This window comes from Pseudochryseolinea flava (genome assembly GCF_003286915.1).
Taxonomy (GTDB): domain Bacteria; phylum Bacteroidota; class Bacteroidia; order Cytophagales; family Cyclobacteriaceae; genus Ohtaekwangia; species Ohtaekwangia flava.
The window spans coordinates 76,076-94,100 of the sequence record NZ_QMFY01000015.1 but is presented as its reverse complement, the minus strand read 5'-3'; the positions used below and the strand labels follow the sequence as shown (position 1 = coordinate 94,100).

The following is an 18,025-nucleotide window of genomic DNA, read 5'->3' as shown; positions in this document are numbered from 1 at the left end:
ATTCTGACAACTACCAGAATTCGCGAGAAATCAAGCCATAACCAAGCACCTGATCAATGACCGACCCTGAAATCGACAAAATATACGGAAACAAGGTGCGAATCCGTGCTTGTGGGCTCTTGATCAACGAGGGTAAAATGCTGATGGTCAATCATTCCGGCATAAAAAATGGCAACTTTTGGGCGCCACCCGGCGGCGGTGTCGATTTTGGTTTTTCCATCGAAGAAACCCTAAAAAAAGAATTTCTTGAAGAAACTGGCCTCACCATCAATGTCGGCTCATTTGCTTTTGGCGTCGAATTCATTCAGCCGCCCCTACACGCCGTCGAATTGTTCTACAACGTATCGGTAAAATCAGGGTCCATCGGCGTAGGCCACGATCCAGAATACAACATCATTCAGGCCGTTGCCCTCCTTTCTAACGACGAAATCTTCCGCATTGTAAAGGATGAACGCCACGGCATTTTCAGCCTCGTCAGCAACATTACCGACCTTTCCCAGCTCCAAGGGTTCTACAAGATATAAATTTCGCTACGTTTCCATTGGGCGTGCCCCCTCGAAAACTCGGGGTCGCGCTATCCGCTATACTCCTCGTGCCACAGCACACCCTCCGCCACTGCGGGGTGCCGCTCCTATCGCTCACGCAAACACCAGAAAGTGCTTTACCCGCTTCGCTTTCTGCTTTCGGCTTTTATTTTTTATTATTGCAATTGGACCGTTAATCAAAAGTCTTGCAAACAACCTCGCTCAACTACAAGCTCATCAAGAAAATCAAGGACGAACGTTTTGATGAAGAGTTCCTGCATCACTACCATCTCTTGATTCAACTGGGCACCCGCGACTTCCAACTTCTGGTTGTCGACCCGAGCGATAATAAAATACTGCTTCTCGAAGATTTCGTTCTGCCCAACCTCACCTCGCACGAAGAGTTGATGAACATGTTAGATCAACTGTTCGACTCTCACGCATTGCTGAAAGCAGGCTTCTGGAAACAAATAAAAGTCTCGATCAAAAACCTGAAGTTCGTTCAAGTTCCACAGGCTTTGTTTGCCGAAGAAGCAATGGAAGAATACCTCCGCTTCAACGCCCAAGTTGATCCCGACAAAGAAGTATTCTTATCAACCGTCAATAAACGCGCGCATGCGGTTACGATTTTCGCCATTAACAAGGACCTTAAACTTTGGCTCGACAGCGTTTATCCTAACAACCCGCCGATCTATACACACCAAGCCGCGGCTCTAATCGAAGGCATGATGCAATTTGCTGGCAATCGAAAAGACGAACCGTTATACATTTACGTCGATCGATTCAAACTCCACCTGTTGGCATGTCGCGACGGTAAGCTTTTGTACTATAATCAATTCGCGATCAAACAATTTTCTGACTACGTAAAATATATCATGCTCGTGATGAAGTCACTGAACATGGATCAACAGTCTAGCAAGGTTGTTTTATGGGGATATATCGGTAAGAACTCGCCGCACTACCACGAATTTTACAAATACGTTAGCAACGTCGTTTTTGGAAATCGTCCGGACCATCTTCAATTCAATTACATTTTCGATGAGATCCAAGAACATCACTTCTTCGATCTGTACTCGATACATCTCATTCAAGCCTAACGGCCACATTTATGAGCAAACGCATTGCACTTTTCCCGGGTTCTTTTGATCCATTTACGAAAGGACATGAAGACATTGTGCTCAGAGGACTTGAAGTGTTCGACGAGATTATTATCGCAGTTGGATTCAATAGTCAAAAAAATGCTCGCTATTTTCCCATAGATAAGATGCTCGGTTACATCGAGCAAACATTCAATAATCGCCCTGTTAAGGTGATCACCTATTCAGAGCTCACCGCGGGCCTGGCCAAGAAACATGGTGCTAAATTTTTACTCCGTGGATTGCGTAACACCACCGACTTCGAATACGAGAACAGCATCAGCCAGGTAAACCGGGAGTTGAACGCCGAACTTGAATCCGTATTCCTTATCACAACGCCGACTCTGGCATGGATCAGTTCATCGATCGTTCGCGAAGTACATCGCTATGGCGGCGACGTGTCAAAGTTTCTCCCATATACTTTGTAGAGAGGCTTCAAGCTGCAAAGCCTTATGATCTTTTGCGCATGCTTGTAACTTGTAACCTGCAACTTGAGGCTATTCAAAACACTATTTCGTGGACTTCAGTTCGCGCAAAGAATAATACTGCTCCACCACATAGCGGATAGATTTGTAAGAATGCTCCAGTGCATGGTACACTTCCTTCTGACTCATCCAACGAGCTTCTTCAATATCTTCTTCCAATGCGGGCTTCAAGCGCGTATCGTCAATAACATCCATGATATACCATTTGGTCTTCTTGATCATGGCGTTTTTATTCATTGTATAGGTATGCCAAGTGGTGCAAATTCTTCCACCGCGCTTCACAGTAATATTACACTCTTCACCTACTTCACGCACCGCAGCCTCTTTGTAGTTCTCCCCTTTTTCTTTCTTCCCCTTTGGAAGATCCCATTTCTTCATGCGATAAATCATGAGAAACTTTTCCTTCTTGCGAACAAGTCCGCCTGCAGCCTTTACAACTTTAAATTTGCTTAAGAGATAATCTTTAGCCGTGTCGTAATCTTTAGCGGTAATATCCAGCGAAAGTAAGTTCGTGGGAACCTTCGAATCCAAAAGCGCTAAAAGTGCATCAAGGTCTTTTGCCTCGGCATTTTTCACCCACACATGGTGAATCATCTTCGATTGTGTTACTGGCTCCGTTGCAGCATCCACTACATGATTGATCCGCCCACTTTCAGGTTCATTTCCGGCCTTCCAAATCCTGACAGGAATGTCGTTGATAAAAATGATCATTCGAATGGCATTTACACGATACGAGGTTCGCAAAAGAATAAAATTATCCCTTGCAGTCAAGGGCAAGGTAAGATTTTAGGCTTCTATTTTCAATAATATTTTCAATCTACAGGAATCACATCGATCGCTTTTCTCTGGTCAACTTTTAGTCCTAACTTTCGGCATATGCCTATCATTAAAGTTCAAGATGAAACAGCCGGCAAAATCGCTGATATGCTGTTGCAAATAGAAGCCATTAAACTCAACACAGAAAAACCTTTCACATGGGCTTCCGGCTGGAAATCGCCGATTTATTGTGATAACAGACTTTCATTATCATTCCCGGCTATTCGTACGGCCATTAAAGCGGGCTTAATTCAAGCCATTCGCGAAAACTTCTTCACCGTTGAAGCAATCGCCGGCGTGGCTACGGCAGGTATTGCGCAAGGTGCACTGGTGGCACAAGACATGGAACTGCCTTTTCTTTACGTGCGACCTAAACCGAAAGACCATGGCATGGAGAATTTGATTGAGGGCCGCATTGTAAAAAATCAAAAAGTAGTCGTTGTCGAAGATCTAGTCTCTACCGGAGGCAGCTCTCTAAAAGCCGTGCAAGCCCTTCGCGACGCCGGATTCGAAGTACTTGGAATGGTGTCAATCTTCAATTACGGATTCGATATCGCCAAACGGAACTTCTACGAAGCAAACACGTCACTCATCAGTCTCTCTGACTACAGCTCTTTGTTGAATTACGCACAAAGTAAAAATTACATTAACGACGATCAGCTAACTTCGCTAAAAGCGTGGCGCGTTGATCCTTCGAACTGGAAAAAATAAATGGCCAGTCCAAACATCAACACCTTTGCACCTGCTCAGAATCCTTTTCACAATAAGGATATTGCAAAGATAAACGCCAGTAGCCCTATCGTTGTAATTGGTGCGGGCGCGTTTGGTGGTTGGACTGCCCTATACCTTCTACGTCTCGGATGTAAAGTTACGCTCGTAGATGCTTGGGGACCAGGAAATGCACGATCAAGCTCAGGCGATGAAACACGCGTCATTCGCTCAACGTACGGCAACAACCAATTCTATTTCGACTTGAATGTAAGGGCGTTTTCACTGTGGAAGGAAAATGAAGCTATCTTTAAGCGAAAGCTTTTTTTCAACACGGGCGTGCTCTGGCTCTGCTACGACGAAAAAACACCTATCGTTGATCAATCACTGCCATTTGCTTCTCAACACAATATGCCGCTTGAGTATCTCTCAACCGCGGAGCTGAAGAAACGGTTTCCGGTCATTAACAGCAACGACCTTCACCATGCCTTCTTCGATCCTTTCGGCGGTTATTTAAAAGCTCGTGAAGCAACACAAGCCGTGGTAGAAGCATTTGTGAAAGAAGGCGGCACATTGATTAATGCCGCGGCACAGCCTGGACGTATTACCAATGGCAAAATTGAGAACATTAAACTCTCCGATGGGCAATCGCTGTACGCTGACGCTTATATTTTTGCTTGTGGCGCTTGGCTCGGTAAAATGTTTCCGGAGGTTCTCGCACAAACTATCACCTGCACAAAACAAGAAGTATATTACTTCGGCACACCACAAACCTCCGCGAAAGCTTTCGATGATTTACCTGTGTGGATTGATGTCGATGGCAAAGACTTTTACTACGGCATCCCAGGTAATGCGAATCGTGGATTCAAAATCGGCGTTGATATTAGAGGAGAAATTTTCGATCCTAGTAATGGAGAGCGAATCATTAACCAAGAGGTACTATCAAAAGCGAGAAACTTTATCGCACATCGTTTTCCGCTTTTAAAAAACGCTCCACTCCTAGAGAATCGTGTCTGCCCATATGAAAACTCCGTCGACGGAAATTTCATTCTAGAAGCCCACCCCAACGCCTCGAACGTTATCTTCCTCGGAGGTGGCTCGGGTCACGGATTCAAGCATGGACCCGCGTTAGGAGAACTCGTCGCACAAATTTTAATGTCCACCGTCTCTTAACAAGATCAGTAACACCAAGGCAGCCTCTAATAAAAGTTTACGCTAAACAACGACCTTATACTGTTGTCAGATATTGCACCATCGTTCTCTTCGACGCGTGAACTTCCGATAACATCATCACGCTGTGGAAATAAACGCTCCGTTGTTTTATACTTAGACGTGGTGCCTGAACTAATATGGCATCACATTTTCGGCCTCTTTCCAAAACTACAACTATGGCAAAGTATGGAAAGAAGGCTCAAAGTACTGTACGCAGTGCGATGAAGCGCAGAAAAAAGGGCACCCTGAGAAGCGGCAGCGGTGCGAAAGTCACAAGTCGTAAACAAGCCATTGCAATCGGTCTGTCGGAAGCACGACAGAAAGGAGCGAAGGTGCCGAGCAAGAAAACACCTTCAAAAACACGCGCAAAAAAATCAGCCAGACGCAAGCCTACAAAACGAATGGCAAAGCGTTCGAAAAAAACGGCACGTGCAAAACGATAGACAAATGTAGGTTCACAACGCACGCCACATCGACTAACATGAGCCACAATATCAACGTGAACTGTGAACCAATACAACGGTATCCCTAAGCGCCGCCGCGCTCTAGGAAACTTGCCGTAACATCGTTGAGCACTTGCACCTTCTTGCTGAAGTCGCCTTTAATTTGGTCGCGAATTTTTTGCATGTTATCCAACAACTCGTTGGTATTATCAGGAAGCGCATCCTCTAGATACTCTCGAATTCTTTTCGATATCGTCGGTGATTTTCCATTGGTCGAAACACCAATCTTTAAATTACCCTTAGTAACCACAGAACCTAAATAGAAATCGCAGAGATCGGGTGTGTCGGCTACATTGATAAGTAAACGACGCGTACGCGCAAAATTCCGAATCGTCTCGTGAAGTTGACGATTGTCAGTCGCAAGCAACACAAGATCTTTATCCCAAAGATCCCACAACTTAAAATTTCGCTCGAACAATTTGACTTGGGTATGTTTTCGTGCAAGTTCCTTTATCGGCTCACCAATAGCGCGTGCTACCAATGTAATTTTCGCTGATGGACTGTTCTTCAAAAGCGCTGTCAGTTTTTCCAAACCAACATGTCCACCACCAACAATTAAAGTCTCAAGCGACTCTAACTTTAAGAAAACCGGAAAAAGATTGTTGCGTTCCATACCTCGTGCATTGTCATTTGTAAATTATTCGTTTTTAGAAAAAATGCGAAAGAAATTAGGCCGATTTGACCTTGGTCATGATGTGGCGAAGCGTTTCTGCATATCGAACGACTTCACCAATGACGATGACAGCCGGCGCTTCAATTTTATTGACCTTCACTTGTTCCGTTACAGTTTCTACTGTAGCAATAACGCTACGCTGGGTCTGTAAGGTTCCATTTTGAATCACAGCGACAGGCATGTCATGCTTGCCATGTCTGCAAAAGCTTGCCATGATCTCATCCACTTTATGTAATCCCATCAATATCACAACGGTAGCGGTAGACTGTGCCGCTAATTCAATATCACCAGAAATCTTTCCTGCCTTAGTAGTACCCGTCACTACCCAAAAGCTTTCGCTGGCACCCCGCGCAGTCACCGGTATTTTCAAACTTGCAGGTACAGCAAGTGCGCTCGTGATTCCAGGAATCACACGCGTGGCAATACCATGCGATTCTGCGAACTCGATCTCCTCTGATCCGCGTCCAAACACAAAAGGATCTCCACCTTTTAATCGAATCACATGGCCATAAAGAAAAGCAAACTCAACAATGAGCTGATTGATTTCATCTTGCGTATGCGAATGTTCCCCAGCACGTTTCCCCACGGAAAATGCAGGAATGCCATTCGGAATCAGCCGTAGTATTTCAGGCGACACCAAGGCATCATACAGAACCACATCTGCCTCCTTCAGCGCATTTATTGCCTTCACGGTGATCAGCTCAGGATCACCAGGCCCTGCACCTACTAAGGTCAGACGAGGTTCTTTATGAAAAGTAAATACCGTAGGAATCATTTCGCTACTGCTTCTTTCTCTGTTGTCTCTTGTTTTCTATAGGCAGAAACTTCTGCTAAAAAGCGTTTCGCATCTTCTAAAAATGCTATCGCAAATTCTTCTGATGGCTCCTGCTTGTTAATCCGCAGTACAAATTCTTTAAAATCTGCAGCGCCAAAAATACCACTCGCACCAAACTCTTTTTGAAAGTCATTCAACACTTGGATTTGTGTGCTTGGTTTTGTTTCGCGGGTTAACAACATTGCCTTTGCCGTGTTGATGAACGTATTGTAGCTGTGATAAATTGAATCAGCATACTGCTTCTGCTGAATCGCTTCATTTGCCCATCCGATCTTCTCTTCTGATTCGTAAAGCAACGTAGCAACTAAATCGATGATCACACCAGCACATTCTCCTACCGACGTATGAAGAATAAAATTATGATCTTCACCCCAATCGATATAATCTGTTGGCGTCACCGTCGTCAAATCTCCCAATGGCTTAAGCATCGCATAAAAATACTTTTGCCCAAGTCGTTTGTAGTAATCGTGAAAATATTCGCCATCAATTGCATTTGCTTCGTAATCATTTAAGATTAAACGCAACGCATCTGGACCACGCTTACTCGGAATCTTCACACCAACTTTATCCGCGATTATCGCATTTCCGTCTTTCAGATTTCCGCCCCCTAACAAGACAACCAATGCTGGTAGGAGTTTACCAGATTTATCCTTGATTGTACTGCCATGTAACCCTATCGCAGCTAAACCATGTTGGCCGCATGAATTAGGGCATCCGCTGATCTTAATCTTAATATCAGTATTAAAAATCATGTCAGGGAATTCTTCGCGTATTACCTTCTCAAGCGCAAGCGAAATATGCGTGCTGTCAGAAATTGCTAACGCGCACGACTCAGTTCCAGGACATGCAGTAACATCAGCAACACTATCAAAACCAGGTTCTGCAAGCGCATATTGATCTAACGCGACATACAATGATTTCAACGCTTCGGGACGTACGTAACGTATCAAATAACCTTGATTCACTGTAATGCGAAGCTCTTCTGACGCATGTTGATCAACAATGTCTGCAAATGTACGCGCCAGGTCTGATGACATGTTTCCTAACGGAAGTTTAACATAGACACCGTAAAATCCCTTTTGCTTTTGTTCAAACACATTGGTCTTTCTCCAGCGCTCGAATTTGGTTTGGTCTGCTATAAAAGGATCTACACCTCTAAACACTGGGCTGGTAGACTGCGGAAGAACATTCAAATCGATCGCGTAAGATTTGTGTTTTATCGCTAGTCTTTCTTCCTCGACAAGTGCCATCGTTTTTTCCAATCCGAGATCATCAAGCAAGAATTTGAATCGTGCTTTCATCCTGCGATTGCGTTCTCCATAACGATCAAATACGCGAAGCACAGCCTCTGCAAATGGAATGATTTGATCGCTTTCCAAAAACTCATAGGCAACGAGCGCGAGGTATGGATTTGCACCAAGCCCGCCGCCAATCATTACCTTGAAGCCTTGCTTACCGTCAACGATCTTGGGAATAAAACCAAGGTCGTGGATAAAACTGAAAGCAGAGTCGTCTTCACTAGATGAAAAAGAGATCTTAAATTTTCTACCCATCTCTTGGCAAATCGGATTGCGCAAGAAATAACGGAACATCTCATAAGCATGCGGCGACACATCAAATGGTTCTTTCGGGTCAATACCAGCTAAGTCAGACGCTGTGATATTTCTAACAGTATTACCACAAGCTTCACGCGTTGTGATGTCATCTTTTTCGAGTCGCGCCCACAGCTCTGGTGTACGATCTAAACTCACAAAGTGAATTTGAATATCTTGACGCGTAGTGGCGTGCAGATTCTTGCTCGCGTACTCATCTGAAATATTGGCGATGGTACGAAGTTGTTTCGTAGATACGCGTCCTAAGGGAAGCTTTATGCGGATCATTTGCACACCCGACTGACGCTGGCCGTAAATTCCTCTCGCTAAGCGAAGGCTGCGAAATTTATCGTCATCAATTTTTCCCTCACGAAATAACCTGATCTTCTTTTCCAGATCGATAATATCGCGCGCGACAACCGGGTTATTTAAATCTTCAAGTTCAGAACGAAAGCTTTGCATATGGCTAAGGGCTGTTAGTTCGGGTATATGTTTATAAAATAAAAGAGCCTTCCCCGTGTTTCGGTGCAGGAAAGGCTCGTTATGCTATTAATTTCTGTGTTAGTCTATCAGAGATCATCACGAATCCATAATTCCTGCACGGCGTACCTGTTTACAGCACCACATCTTGGCTGCAAACTTCTTGCTCGAACAGGTCTTATTGTTTCTCATTGTCCTAAATATCGATCAATATTATAGATATTATTCATCAATTCAAATCATTCCGAGATATTTTCTCTCCACTTAAAAGTCCAAACAAGTGTTTGTGATGAGTTTCAATCGATAGAGACGCCTACCAGCAATAATTATCCCTAACAGTTCGGTAGACGATGAAGTTCCAAAAAATAAATGGTGGCTAACGATAAAGGCGCTTATGCCACTTCTCTCATGTGCGCCATGAGGTCCATTTCGTCCTTTGTTAATCCCTTCGGCTTTCCACGCTCTTGCGCTTCGAGAAATGATTCCAGCGACGCATAGAATTTCAACCTGTACTTCCAAACCATTTTGCTTCCAATCGCTTCTTTTAGCTCACGAATTTCAGTACGCTCATCGAGCCAGTACAAATCATGGCTAACATCTGCTGTGGAATTATCTACGTAACCCGGCATACACTCTAAATCAGTGTGCTCAAGTTTACGACGCAACTCCTGCTGAAAACCAGGTTTACCCGTAATGTATATTGTGTTCCAATTCATATTCATTTTTAAAAATTGCCCCGGCTTAGTTTAAGTTTAAAAAGTTTTGTCAGTTAGCCGGTTTGCCTTATAACGTTTCTTTTTACGATCAAGCGATCCTATTTCTTTGCGCTTGTTTTCTTACATCGTTTCGACTCTCAATACGAAAGCTTTACTACGAAGTTTCACATTGCACTGCAATTATCATAAGGATGATAAAGAAAAATCACCGCGAACGATTACTGTGACGAACACCTCCAACCGATGCACAACAAAATGTTTTTTTGTATTGATGATAACTTCGTGGGTGGAGAAGCTCATTGACTCAGAGGAGAAGAATTTATTGTAGGAAATTATTCATACTGCACATTTATCTTCGGTTGCCTACATCATCCCACATCATTCGCGCGACCGTCCATATACCGTTAGATTTCCGGCGTAGTACAAAAAATGTTTGAACGCTTTAAGTGTCAAATCGAACATCAACCTTACACTACGCAACGCCTCACCTACACGCAATACGCCAACATATTCGAGAATGAATAATAACAACATGATCAAATCAATTTCCACCGGCTGCGATAACATATAGCTCAGCATACAATTGGTGGAATCTTTCGCTATACTTTTCATAACTTCCATAATCCTCCGACATTAACTCGGCGATAATCGATTATAGAAATCGTATGCCAACGATAAACATTTATCGAAGTCGTTTTCGGAAAGTGGCACTAGGAAGTTTCGAAACAATGTGTAGAAGGGGAAAAATCCTGGAATAGCCGCTGGTATTGAGATTGTATACAAACTTAGATTATGAAACGTCTGATCTGTTTATTTGTCTTCAGTTCTCTCCTACTTGCAACAAGCTGTGATGAGAACAATAATTTCATTGTATTCTCGGTTCAAGATGATGTCGCCCTGGGACAACAGGTGAAAGCAGAAATCATGGCAAATCCGGAATATAAAATCCTTTCAGAAAGTCAGTATCCGCAAGTGTACGCTTACCTAAACGGCATGAAAAACGAAATACTAAATTCGGGAAAGCTGGCCTATAAAGAGGAATTCGCGTGGGAATTACATGTCATTCATGACGACAACGTCCTTAACGCGTTTGCCACGCCGGGCGGATATATTTACATCTATACTGGATTGATTAAATATCTTGATAACGCTGACGATCTCGCGGGCGTATTGGGGCATGAATTAGCGCACGCGGACGAAAGACATACTGTGCGAAATTTGCAAAAGGCGTATGGTGTTAATGCACTTCTGGCGATCGCGCTCGGACAAAATCCTTCCGCCCTTCAAGAAATCGCAGCTCAGATAGCCGGTTCTCTTGCTGGCTTGAGTTTCAGTCGTGATTTTGAACGCGAAGCTGACGCAAACTCTGTAGAATATCTTTCTCAAACGAAATACGCTTGCAACGGTGCGGCTACATTTTTCATTAAATTAGAAGAACAAGGCGGAGGCCAACCTCCCGAATTTTTGAGTACACATCCAAATCCCGAAAACAGAATCGAAGACATCAACAAAAAAGCAGAAGAACTTGATTGTGATACAAGTCTGAGCAACGATACAGGCTACGCCAGTTTGAAGAGTGCGCTCCCCTGAGATGTTTTAAAAGTTAGTTAATTGAGTAGATACCGCTCTTTCTTGTTTATCAAGAGATCGTAGTGAGTAGCATCTTTTTCACGCACTTTCTGTTCCCTTCTCGAATCCAAGATTGACAAATCTATAGCGGTCAAGCTGGCATAAGATTTTACGAAGGATCGCGTGTGGATGATTATCATCACTGACATTTTTTTTCTTTGTTAACACACGATTTAGCAATGAACTTCTCTCAGCGCTCAGCATTTTATGTCTACATTTAGTGTACTGATTTCATCACTACTTTGAATCAACATTTTCTATGAATAAGAAGGCTTCATCAGGTACGAATGGAAAGAAAAACCACGATACCGCTAAGCAGACAATAGCAACGCTGACACCACCGAGTCGGTCTGCAAAAAAAGTCGCGAAGAAAAACAAAGAAATTGTTCCTTCGTTCTCCGTACAAAATCAAGACTTCATCGATAACCGAGAACTGCTACGCGTGCTGACGGAAGTCCGTAACGGAAATTTCTCAGCGCGGATGCCGTTCGACCAAGTTGGCTTAAGTGGAAAGGTGTGCGACACATTGAATGAAGTCATTTCGCTCAATGAAAAAATGATGTTGGAGTTTACACGCGCAGGACATATCATTGGTAAGCAAGGGAAGTTAAATCAGCGTATAGAAGTACCAAAAGCAAAGGGCGCGTGGAGCACAGGCGTTGATTCATTGAACGTGCTAATCTCCGACCTTGTACACCCTACCATAGAGATTGCACACGTTATCAGTTCTGTAGCAAAAGGAAATCTATCCCAACAAATGCCGCTTGAAATTGGTGGTCATACGTTGCAGGGTGAGTTCGCACAAATTGCAAAAGAAGTAAATGACATGGTAAAACAGCTTAACCTGTTCTCCATGGAAGTAACCCGTGTGGCGCGCGAAGTAGGGTCTGAAGGTAAACTCGGAGGTCAAGCAAAAGTAAAAGGCGTTGCCGGTGTGTGGAAAGATTTGACGGACTCTGTGAATCAGATGGGAAGCAATCTTACGGCACAGGTACGAAATATTGCCGAAGTAACAACCGCCGTAGCGAAAGGGGACCTTTCCAAAAAAATCACGGTGGATGTAAAAGGAGAAATCCTTGAGTTGAAGAATACCATCAACACGATGGTGGATCAGCTTAACTCTTTCTCCTCTGAGGTAACGCGTGTAGCGCTTGAAGTTGGTACCGAAGGAAAGCTCGGAGGCCAAGCACAAGTGAAAGGTGTGGCGGGAACGTGGAAAGATCTTACCGACTCCGTGAATCAGATGGCATCAAACCTCACTGGTCAGGTTAGAAATATCGCGGACGTTACGACGGCCGTGACGAAAGGTGACCTATCGAAAAAAATTACCGTCGACGTTAAAGGCGAAATCCTAGAATTAAAAAATACCATCAACACGATGGTAGATCAGTTGAACTCCTTCTCAGCGGAAGTGACTCGTGTAGCAAGAGAAGTTGGTTCAGAAGGTAAACTTGGAGGACAAGCTACAGTAAAGGGTGTTGGAGGTGTGTGGAAAGACCTTACAGACTCCGTAAATCAAATGGCTTCGAACCTCACCGGCCAAGTTCGAAATATTGCACAGGTAACAACAGCGGTAGCACGGGGTGACCTCAGCAGAAAAATCACAGTAGATGTGAGAGGTGAAATTCTTGAGTTAAAAGATACCATCAACACGATGGTGGATCAACTAAACTCATTTGCATCGGAAGTAACACGCGTTGCTCGCGAAGTAGGTTCCGAAGGGAAACTTGGTGGCCAAGCTACCGTGAAAGGTGTCGGTGGTGTGTGGAAGGATCTTACTGACTCCGTAAACCAGATGGCCTCTAACCTCACAGGACAAGTTCGAAATATCGCGCAAGTGACTACAGCAGTGGCACGCGGCGACCTCAGTAGAAAAATCACTGTGGACGTAAAAGGAGAAATCCTTGAATTAAAAGACACCATCAATACAATGGTGGATCAATTAAATTCATTTGCTTCAGAGGTAACGCGTGTGGCACGCGAAGTGGGTTCAGAAGGAAAATTGGGTGGACAAGCCGATGTACCCGGCGTTGGCGGTACTTGGAAAGACTTGACCGACTCGGTGAACAAGATGGCCGGTAACTTAACGTCGCAAGTGCGTAATATCGCTGAGGTAACAACGGCCGTAGCGAATGGTGACTTATCGCGGAAAATCACTGTAGATGTGAAGGGCGAAATTTTAGAGTTGAAGAACACCATCAACACCATGGTGGATCAGCTCAACTCTTTTGGATCGGAAGTAACAAGGGTTGCAAGAGAAGTAGGCTCAGAAGGGAAACTCGGTGGACAAGCAACGGTTATTGGTGTCGGTGGTGTTTGGAAGGATCTTACCGACTCGGTAAACCAAATGGCTTCTAATCTCACGGGCCAGGTTCGTAACATCGCGGAAGTAACTACCGCAGTAGCGAAGGGTGACCTGTCAAGGAAAATAACGGTAGACGTTAAGGGCGAAATTCTTGAGTTGAAAAATACGATCAACACAATGGTTGATCAGCTCAACTCTTTTGGATCTGAAGTAACACGCGTTGCCCGCGAAGTAGGTTCAGAAGGAAAACTTGGAGGCCAGGCTGATGTACCAGGCGTTGGTGGTACTTGGAAGGATCTGACAGATTCGGTCAACAAAATGGCTTCGAACCTCACGTCACAGGTGCGCAACATTGCCGAAGTAACAACAGCTGTTGCAAACGGAGATTTGTCGCGAAAAATTACAGTAGATGTTCAAGGTGAAATCCTCGAACTAAAAAATACGATCAATACGATGGTGGATCAATTGCGTGGCTTCGCGTCAGAAGTTACACGTGTTGCTCGTGAAGTTGGTACTGAAGGTAAACTCGGTGGCCAAGCTAACGTGCCAGGTGTAGCAGGTACGTGGAAAGATCTCACCGATTCAGTTAACCAGATGGCAGGGAACCTTACAGCGCAAGTTCGAAATATCGCTGACGTGGCTATCGCGGTGGCCAATGGTGACCTTTCGAAAAAAATCACTGTAGATGTTCGTGGAGAAATTCTCCAGTTGAAAGAAACCCTGAACACGATGGTGGATCAGTTGCGCGCATTTGCTTCTGAAGTAACGCGTGTGGCACGCGAAGTAGGAACGGATGGTAAACTCGGTGGACAGGCGTTTGTACCCGGTGTCGCTGGAACATGGAAAGATCTTACTGACTCCGTAAACCAGATGACAGGAAATCTCACTGCGCAAGTACGAAACATTGCCCAGGTTACGAAAGCAGTTGCTTCTGGTGATTTATCGAAGACTGTTGCCATCGACGTAAAGGGTGAAATCCTTGAGTTAAAAAACACCATCAACACCATGGTGGAGCAATTGAACTCATTCGCCTTTGAAGTTACGCGGGTAGCGAGAGAAGTAGGTACAGAGGGTAAACTTGGTGGCCAAGCTGAAGTGAAGGGCGTTGCTGGTACTTGGAAAGACCTCACCGACTCGGTAAACATGATGGCTTCCAACTTAACATCACAGGTGCGTGGTATTGCAAAGGTGGTAACATCTGTAGCTACAGGAAATCTCCGTCAAAAACTTTCCATCAATGCAAAAGGCGAGGTGGCACAGCTGACTGAAACAATCAACGAAATGATCGAGACGCTTGCTGTATTTGCAGATCAAGTAACAACAGTAGCCCGCGAGGTAGGTGTCGAAGGAAGATTGGGAGGTCAAGCAAACGTACCGGGTGCATCGGGCATCTGGAAAAATCTAACCGAAAACGTAAACCAGCTCGCACAGAATCTAACAACACAAGTTCGTTCGATATCAGAAGTGGCATCTGCGGTAACAAAGGGAGACTTAACAAGAACGATTCGCGTCGAAGCAAAAGGCGAAGTAGAGGCATTGAAAGATACTATCAACCAAATGATCGCAAACCTTCGCGCCACAACACTTCGAAACCAAGATCAAGATTGGTTAAAATCTAACCTCGCGAAGTTCACACAAATGCTTCAAGGCCAACGCGACCTAAACACGGTAACAAAACGCATCCTTTCGGAACTCGCACAAGTTGTAAATGCACACTACGGAGCGTTCTATATTCTCAAACAAGATGAAGAAACCCCTCAGGTGAAATTGAACTTGTTTGCCGCATACGCTTATAAAGAAGATAAAAACACACCAAAAGAATTTGCCATCGGCGAAGGCCTCGTCGGACAATGTGCACTTGAAAAAGAACGCATCTTACTAACGAACATTCCCCATGGTTATATTAAGATAAATTCTGGACTTGGTAGAGCGACTCCTGCCAACTTGATTATTCTGCCTGTACTATTCGAGAGTAACGTGAAAGCCGTAATGGAACTCGCTTCGCTTGAACCGTTTAACGAAACTCACCTTGACTTCCTTGAGCAGGTAACAGAAAGTATCGGTATCGTATTGAATACGATTGAGGCTAACTCAAGAACAGAAGAACTCCTAGCTCAATCACAATCGCTTGCGAGTGAATTAAAGAGTCAACAAGAAGAACTCCGAAGAACAAATGATGAACTGCAAGACAAAGCCCTTCTACTCGTTAAACAGAAAAACGAAGTAGAAGCAAAAAATAAAGAAGTAGAAGAAGCGCGTTTGTCACTGGAGGAAAAGGCCGAACAATTAACACTTACATCAAAATACAAGTCGGAATTTTTGGCGAACATGTCTCATGAGTTGCGAACACCACTCAACAGTTTGCTAATCTTAGCGCAACAGCTCTACGAAAACCTCGAAGGTAACTTAACCGAAAAGCAAATCCGCTACGCAAAAACAATTCACTCATGCGGCGACGACTTGATCCAATTGATTAATGACATTCTGGATCTTTCAAAAATCGAATCTGGTTTCATCTCAGCGAACATCTCTCCTGTTTCACTTTCTGAGATCACCAGCTTTGTCGAAACAACGTTCAAACCGATTTCAGAGGCACGAAACTTACGCTTCAAGATTGAAACCGATTCCGCTTTACCGGTGAATGTTGAAACCGACATCCAGCGTCTCAACCAAATCCTGAAGAACTTGCTGTCTAACGCATTCAAGTTCACTGAAAAAGGAGAAGTATCACTAAGTATCTATCAAGCCGAACGCCGCTGGAAGGCGGGCAACTTGAACTTAGACAATGCCTCAAAAGTGATTGCTTTCTCGATCAGCGACACCGGCATCGGTATCCCGCTTGAGAAACAGCAAATTATTTTCGAAGCTTTCCAACAAGCCGAAGGATCAACCAGTCGCAAATATGGCGGTACGGGTCTTGGCCTGTCGATTAGTCGCGGATTAGCGGAGCTACTCGGTGGAACAATTGAACTTGAAAGTGTGTCTGGCAGAGGTAGTACTTTTACCCTTTACCTACCATTGGATAGCCACACTAACGTAACCCCTACACGCGAAGCATCCGAAAGCATCAAAGCGATTCAGAAATTACAGCTCGACAAAGAATCCGAAGAAATCGACTCGTTGCTGAATACACTTCGTATCACGAACGAAGGCATCGAAAATCGTAATCTGGAAATCGTGAATGAGATGATCAATGACTCCGGCGATGACCGAAACAATATCCAATCCAACGATAAGGTAGTGTTAGTCGTTGAAGACGATCTTCGCTTTGGAAAAATTGTTGTCGAGAAAGCGCACAGCATGGACATGAAAGCTGTCGTCGCAACCAACTATCTTGAGGTGTTTGATTTTATAAATCGATTCAACCCAATCGCCATCACACTCGATGTAAAACTACCAGACACGAGTGGTTGGAAAGTGATTGACCTATTACGAAACGATCTCACCTATCGCCATATCCCAATCTATGTGATCTCTGGAGAAGAGAATAAGTCATTGGCCCTTAAACGAGGCGCACGAAACTTCTTATTAAAACCACTCGACAATGAATCTTTGAATGAAGTATTTAAGGATATTATCGAGTATAGCAAAAAAGAAATGCGTAACGTACTCGTCGTAGAAGACAACGAACTTGACGCCTCTCAAATCGCTAAAATTCTGACTGACGACAACATTGGAATAACGATTGCGAAGACCGGGGAAGAAGGACTCCACCAGATCGAATCAAAAGATTTCGACTGTATCATTCTCGATTATACTTTGCCAGACATTTCTGGTACTGATTTAATAAGTAAGACGAGTAAAGCCAAGCAACGTCTCACGCCATTGATTGTATACTCCGCAAAAGACTTCAACAAAAACGAACTAAATTATGTAAACCATAATAGCAATGCAGTACTCACCAAAGGCGTGAATTCTCTCGATCAACTGCTTGAAGAAACCGTTTCATTGCTGCACATCAACCATAAGAATTTAGCGCCGGAGAAAAAACGAATTATTGAAAACGTTAGAAGCAAAGAAGATATCCTTAGCGGAAAAACGATTCTGGTCGTCGATGATGACGTCAGAAATCTCTTCGCACTCACGACCGTCTTCGAACGTTTTAACATCAACGCGATTACAGCAGAAAGTGGTAAAGAAGCAATCCAGATTTTGAACGACAATCCAAGGATAGACATGGTGCTCATGGATATCATGATGCCGGAGATGGACGGATATGAAACCACGCAAAAAATCCGAAGAGAACACAAAAACAGCTCTCTGCCTATCATTGCCGTAACCGCGAAAGCGATGAAGGGCGACAGGCAAAAATGTATTGAAGCAGGCGCTTCCGATTATATCACAAAACCTTTAAAGATTGATCAACTCTTGTCTTTAATGAGATTGTGGTTCTGTAAATAATATTGGCTTG

General features: G+C 44.1%; 14 protein-coding genes. 8 read left to right on the top strand and 6 right to left on the bottom strand.

Features of this window, described 5'->3' with window-relative positions; genetic code table 11:
- Positions 1–56: 56 nt before the first annotated feature.
- The 3 genes from DQQ10_RS22395 (at position 57) to coaD (ending at position 2,088) form a co-directional block, all read left to right on the top strand.
- The gene (locus DQQ10_RS22395; protein ID WP_112749170.1) at positions 57–524 is read left to right on the top strand and encodes an NUDIX domain-containing protein; all 468 of its coding nucleotides are present in this window, start codon (positions 57–59) and stop codon (positions 522–524) included.
- A 206-nt stretch (positions 525–730) separates the two neighbouring features.
- Positions 731–1,621 (top strand): DUF3822 family protein, encoded by an 891-nt coding sequence (locus DQQ10_RS22390; protein ID WP_112749169.1) that lies wholly within the window; start codon positions 731–733, stop codon positions 1,619–1,621.
- Positions 1,622–1,632: 11 nt separating this feature from the next.
- Positions 1,633–2,088, top strand: a complete 456-nt coding sequence (coaD, locus tag DQQ10_RS22385; RefSeq protein WP_112749168.1) for a pantetheine-phosphate adenylyltransferase — start codon at positions 1,633–1,635, stop codon at positions 2,086–2,088.
- Between the two features lie 81 nt (positions 2,089–2,169).
- On the opposite strand, the gene DQQ10_RS22380 is transcribed toward coaD, so the two are convergent.
- Positions 2,170–2,856 carry an NUDIX hydrolase gene (locus DQQ10_RS22380; RefSeq protein WP_112749167.1) on the bottom strand — a complete coding sequence of 229 codons (687 nt, stop codon included), beginning with the start codon at positions 2,854–2,856 and terminating at the stop codon, positions 2,170–2,172.
- 165 nt (positions 2,857–3,021) lie between these two features.
- On the opposite strand from DQQ10_RS22380, the gene pyrE reads away from it, so the two are divergent.
- The 3 genes from pyrE (at position 3,022) to DQQ10_RS22365 (ending at position 5,324) form a co-directional block, all read left to right on the top strand.
- Positions 3,022–3,672, top strand: a complete 651-nt coding sequence (gene pyrE, locus DQQ10_RS22375; protein WP_112749166.1) for an orotate phosphoribosyltransferase — start codon at positions 3,022–3,024, stop codon at positions 3,670–3,672.
- Complete coding sequence (locus DQQ10_RS22370; protein WP_112749165.1) at positions 3,673–4,842, top strand: NAD(P)/FAD-dependent oxidoreductase; 1,170 nt, start codon at positions 3,673–3,675, stop codon at positions 4,840–4,842.
- A 215-nt stretch (positions 4,843–5,057) separates the two neighbouring features.
- A complete protein-coding gene (locus DQQ10_RS22365; RefSeq protein WP_112749164.1) occupies positions 5,058–5,324 on the top strand; it encodes a DUF6496 domain-containing protein in 267 nt (88 codons plus the stop codon).
- Between the two features lie 85 nt (positions 5,325–5,409).
- On the opposite strand, the gene DQQ10_RS22360 is transcribed toward DQQ10_RS22365, so the two are convergent.
- The 5 genes from DQQ10_RS22360 to DQQ10_RS22340 all read right to left on the bottom strand — a co-directional run bounded on the left by DQQ10_RS22360 (position 5,410) and on the right by DQQ10_RS22340 (position 10,301).
- The gene (locus DQQ10_RS22360) at positions 5,410–5,997 is read right to left on the bottom strand and encodes a precorrin-2 dehydrogenase/sirohydrochlorin ferrochelatase family protein (RefSeq protein WP_112749163.1); all 588 of its coding nucleotides are present in this window, start codon (positions 5,995–5,997) and stop codon (positions 5,410–5,412) included.
- A 55-nt stretch (positions 5,998–6,052) separates the two neighbouring features.
- Positions 6,053–6,832 carry a uroporphyrinogen-III C-methyltransferase gene (gene cobA / locus DQQ10_RS22355; RefSeq protein WP_112749162.1) on the bottom strand — a complete coding sequence of 260 codons (780 nt, stop codon included), beginning with the start codon at positions 6,830–6,832 and terminating at the stop codon, positions 6,053–6,055.
- Positions 6,829–8,946 (bottom strand): nitrite reductase, encoded by a 2,118-nt coding sequence (locus DQQ10_RS22350; RefSeq protein ID WP_112749161.1) that lies wholly within the window; start codon positions 8,944–8,946, stop codon positions 6,829–6,831. The genes cobA and DQQ10_RS22350 overlap by 4 nt, the downstream gene beginning before the upstream one ends.
- Before the next feature lie 410 nt (positions 8,947–9,356).
- Positions 9,357–9,680, bottom strand: a complete 324-nt coding sequence (locus tag DQQ10_RS22345) for a hypothetical protein (RefSeq protein ID WP_133259734.1) — start codon at positions 9,678–9,680, stop codon at positions 9,357–9,359.
- A 378-nt stretch (positions 9,681–10,058) separates the two neighbouring features.
- Positions 10,059–10,301, bottom strand: coding sequence for a hypothetical protein (locus tag DQQ10_RS22340; RefSeq protein ID WP_133259733.1), 243 nt, complete (start codon positions 10,299–10,301; stop codon positions 10,059–10,061).
- A 171-nt stretch (positions 10,302–10,472) separates the two neighbouring features.
- Between DQQ10_RS22340 and DQQ10_RS22335 the strand changes: the two genes are divergently transcribed.
- Together DQQ10_RS22335 and DQQ10_RS22330 are read left to right on the top strand one after the other, a co-directional pair.
- The gene (locus DQQ10_RS22335) at positions 10,473–11,270 is read left to right on the top strand and encodes a M48 family metalloprotease (protein ID WP_112749158.1); all 798 of its coding nucleotides are present in this window, start codon (positions 10,473–10,475) and stop codon (positions 11,268–11,270) included.
- A gap of 298 nt (positions 11,271–11,568) precedes the next feature.
- Positions 11,569–18,015, top strand: coding sequence for a HAMP domain-containing protein (locus tag DQQ10_RS22330; protein WP_112749157.1), 6,447 nt, complete (start codon positions 11,569–11,571; stop codon positions 18,013–18,015).
- Positions 18,016–18,025: the final 10 nt, after the last annotated feature.

Bases quoted from the DNA above. Each gene is read 5' to 3' on its own strand.
- DQQ10_RS22380 (WP_112749167.1), bottom strand. From the start codon at position 2,856: ATGATCATTTTTATCAACGACATTCCTGTCAGGATTTGGAAGGCCGGA.
- DQQ10_RS22340 (WP_133259733.1), bottom strand. From the start codon at position 10,301: ATGGAAGTTATGAAAAGTATAGCGAAAGATTCCACCAATTGTATGCTG.
- DQQ10_RS22360 (WP_112749163.1), bottom strand. From the start codon at position 5,997: ATGGAACGCAACAATCTTTTTCCGGTTTTCTTAAAGTTAGAGTCGCTT.
- DQQ10_RS22350 (WP_112749161.1), bottom strand. From the start codon at position 8,946: ATGCAAAGCTTTCGTTCTGAACTTGAAGATTTAAATAACCCGGTTGTC.
- pyrE (WP_112749166.1), top strand. From the start codon at position 3,022: ATGCCTATCATTAAAGTTCAAGATGAAACAGCCGGCAAAATCGCTGAT.
- DQQ10_RS22345 (WP_133259734.1), bottom strand. From the start codon at position 9,680: ATGAATTGGAACACAATATACATTACGGGTAAACCTGGTTTTCAGCAG.
- DQQ10_RS22370 (WP_112749165.1), top strand. From the start codon at position 3,673: ATGGCCAGTCCAAACATCAACACCTTTGCACCTGCTCAGAATCCTTTT.
- coaD (WP_112749168.1), top strand. From the start codon at position 1,633: ATGAGCAAACGCATTGCACTTTTCCCGGGTTCTTTTGATCCATTTACG.
- cobA (WP_112749162.1), bottom strand. From the start codon at position 6,832: ATGATTCCTACGGTATTTACTTTTCATAAAGAACCTCGTCTGACCTTA.
- DQQ10_RS22365 (WP_112749164.1), top strand. From the start codon at position 5,058: ATGGCAAAGTATGGAAAGAAGGCTCAAAGTACTGTACGCAGTGCGATG.
- DQQ10_RS22395 (WP_112749170.1), top strand. From the start codon at position 57: ATGACCGACCCTGAAATCGACAAAATATACGGAAACAAGGTGCGAATC.
- DQQ10_RS22335 (WP_112749158.1), top strand. From the start codon at position 10,473: ATGAAACGTCTGATCTGTTTATTTGTCTTCAGTTCTCTCCTACTTGCA.
- DQQ10_RS22330 (WP_112749157.1), top strand. From the start codon at position 11,569: ATGAATAAGAAGGCTTCATCAGGTACGAATGGAAAGAAAAACCACGAT.